General features: G+C 68.7%; 3 protein-coding genes. All 3 read right to left on the bottom strand.

The genetic code is table 11. From position 1 onward, the window contains the following. Positions 1 to 163 precede the first annotated feature (163 nt). Positions 164 to 916 (bottom strand): YebC/PmpR family DNA-binding transcriptional regulator, encoded by a 753-nt coding sequence (locus ACFWI9_RS32440; RefSeq protein WP_387168344.1) that lies wholly within the window; start codon positions 914 to 916, stop codon positions 164 to 166. Between the two features lie 63 nt (positions 917 to 979). Next, entirely contained in the window at positions 980 to 1,573 is a 594-nt protein-coding gene (pdxT, locus tag ACFWI9_RS32435) for a pyridoxal 5'-phosphate synthase glutaminase subunit PdxT (RefSeq protein ID WP_387168341.1), read from the bottom strand. 5 nt (positions 1,574 to 1,578) lie between these two features. Next, the gene (gene pdxS, locus ACFWI9_RS32430) at positions 1,579 to 2,502 is read right to left on the bottom strand and encodes a pyridoxal 5'-phosphate synthase lyase subunit PdxS (RefSeq protein ID WP_387168338.1); all 924 of its coding nucleotides are present in this window, start codon (positions 2,500 to 2,502) and stop codon (positions 1,579 to 1,581) included. Positions 2,503 to 2,821 lie beyond the last annotated feature (319 nt).

Below are 2,821 nucleotides of genomic sequence, written 5' to 3'. Positions count from 1 at the left end.
TGGCCGACGGCTGGGCCCTGGGCCGCGTGGACGCCCGCGAAAAAACCCCCCGCAAAACCCCTCCGGCCGGGGGCCCACACAAACAACACCCACCCCCCCCCCCCCCAACCGGCCCGGGCCGGCGGGCCAGGGGCCCCCCGCCCCCCCGTCGTACGAAGCGGGATCAGGCGTCGACCTTCTCCATGACGTCGTCCGAGACATCGAAGTTGGCGAAGACGTTCTGCACGTCGTCGCTGTCCTCCAGCGCGTCGATCAGCTTGAAGATCTTGCGCGCGCCCTCCTCGTCCAGCTCGACCTGCATGGTCGGGACGAAGTTGGCCTCGGCGGAGTCGTAGTCGATACCGGCCTCCTGGAGCGCGGTACGCACCGCGACCAGGTCGGTGGCCTCGCTGATGACCTCGAAGTTCTCGCCGAGGTCGTTGACCTCCTCGGCACCGGCGTCAAGCACCGCGCCGAGCACGTCGTCCTCGGTCAGCTCGCCCTTCGGCAGGACGACGACGCCCTTCCGGTTGAACAGGTACGACACCGAGCCGGGGTCGGCCATCGAGCCGCCGTTGCGGGTCATGGCGACCCGCACGTCGGACGCGGCGCGGTTGCGGTTGTCGGTGAGGCACTCGATGAGCACCGCGACACCGTTCGGGCCGTAGCCCTCGTACATGATCGTCTCGTAGTCGGCGCCGCCGGCCTCGAGCCCGGCGCCGCGCTTGACCGCGGAGTCGATGTTCTTGTTGGGCACCGACTGCTTCTTCGCCTTCTGGATGGCGTCGAAGAGCGTCGGGTTGCCCTCCCCGTCCGCACCACCGGTGCGCGCCGCGACCTCGATGTTCTTGATCAGCTTCGCGAAGAGCTTGCCGCGCTTGGCGTCGATCACGGCCTTCTTGTGCTTCGTCGTGGCCCATTTAGAGTGGCCGGACATCTGCCTGTCTCCTTCGCGTAACCAATCCCTGCTGTGTCCGTCTGTGATCCTACCGGGACCAGGTCACCGCGCGGAGCGCACCATGTCGACAAACAGGGCGTGGACCCGGTGGTCACCGGTAAGTTCCGGATGGAACGAGGTGGCCAGCGCGTTTCCCTGCCGTACGGCGACGATATGGCCGCCGTGCTCGGCGAGCACCTCGGTCTCCGCGCCGACTGACTCCACCCACGGCGCGCGGATGAAGACGCCCTCCACGGGCCCGTCTTCGATCCCCTTGACCTCGACCGCGGACTCGAAGGACTCGTTCTGGCGCCCGAAGGCGTTTCGGCGCACGATCATGTCGATACCGCCGATGGTCTCCTGACCCGAGCGCGGGTCGAGGATCTTGTCGGCGAGCATGATCAGACCCGCGCAGGTGCCGTAGACCGGCATGCCCGCGCGAACACGCTCACGCAGCGGCTCCATCAGCCCGAAGAGATGTGCCAACTTGGAGATGGTGGTGGACTCGCCGCCGGGAATGACGAGGCCGTCGACCTCGGCGAGCTCCTCGGGCCGCCGGACCGGCCTGGCCACGGCATCTGCCGCGGCCAGGGCGATCAGGTGCTCCCGGACGTCGCCCTGGAGGGCCAGGACCCCGATAAGGGGAGTGTTGCTCATGGGTGTTACCAGCCGCGGTTGGCGTAGCGCTCGGCCTCGGGGAGGGTGTCGCAGTTGATGCCGACCATGGCCTCGCCCAGGTTGCGGGAAGCGTCCGCGATGATCTTCGGGTCGTCGTAGAAGGTGGTGGCCTTCACGATGGCCGCGGCTCGCTTGGCCGGGTCCCCCGACTTGAAGATTCCGGAGCCGACGAAGACGCCCTCGGCGCCGAGCTGGCGCATCAGCGCGGCATCGGCGGGGGTGGCGACACCACCGGCGGAGAACAGCACGACCGGCAGCTTGCCGAGCTCGGCGACCTCCTTGACGAGCTCGTACGGGGCGCGCAGCTCCTTGGCGGCGGCGTACAGCTCGTTGTTGTCAAAGCCGCGCAGCTTGGCGATCTCGTTCTTGATCTGACGCAGGTGGCGCACGGCCTCCACGACGTTGCCGGTGCCGGCCTCGCCCTTGGAGCGGATCATGGCAGCACCCTCGGCGATACGGCGCAGGGCCTCGCCCAGGTTGGTGGCACCGCAGACGAACGGGGTGGTGAAGGCCCACTTGTCGGAGTGGTTGACCTCGTCGGCCGGGGTCAGCACCTCGGACTCGTCGATGTAGTCGACACCAAGGGACTGGAGCACCTGGGCCTCGACGAAGTGGCCGATCCGGGACTTGGCCATCACCGGGATGGAGACGGCCTCGATGATGCCCTCGATCATGTCGGGGTCCGACATCCGCGCGACGCCGCCGTCCTTGCGGATGTCCGCCGGCACCCGCTCCAGGGCCATGACCGCCACGGCACCCGCGTCCTCGGCGATCTTCGCCTGCTCGGGGGTGACTACATCCATGATCACGCCGCCCTTGAGCTGCTCGGCCATACCGCGCTTGACGCGGGCGGTGCCGGTCTCGGGGGACTGGGGCGTGGGAAGCGTGCTGGACACGATCGACCTCATTCGGGTTGTTGCGGTAGTGCTCCGCACGGTGCGGTGGTGTGTTCGGCACCCCCGGTGCGGGGACGCTCCGGATGAGGAAACAGGGCCGGCCCAGTCCACTGCAAGGGCCAATGGTGAGCGCGTGGCTCGTTTTCGGGAGACCTCGCTCTGCGGGGTGGCCGGGTTTCGCGGTGTCCCGCACCCGTGGTGCCCCGTCGCACGGGGCGCGGGGCGTCGCGGTGTTCCGCACCCCGTAGCGGTGGGCATGGGGGTCCCCCGGACGAAGTCTGGGGGAGCTTGAGGCCGGACACTCCGGCCGGCTGGGTGGTCGGTGTTGCCC

Origin of the sequence: Streptomyces sp. NPDC127084, from assembly GCF_042724175.1 — a bacterium.
Lineage (GTDB): Bacteria > Actinomycetota > Actinomycetes > Streptomycetales > Streptomycetaceae > Streptomyces.
The sequence above is the reverse complement of the archived record's forward strand: the minus strand, read 5'-3'. Positions and strand labels throughout refer to the sequence as shown.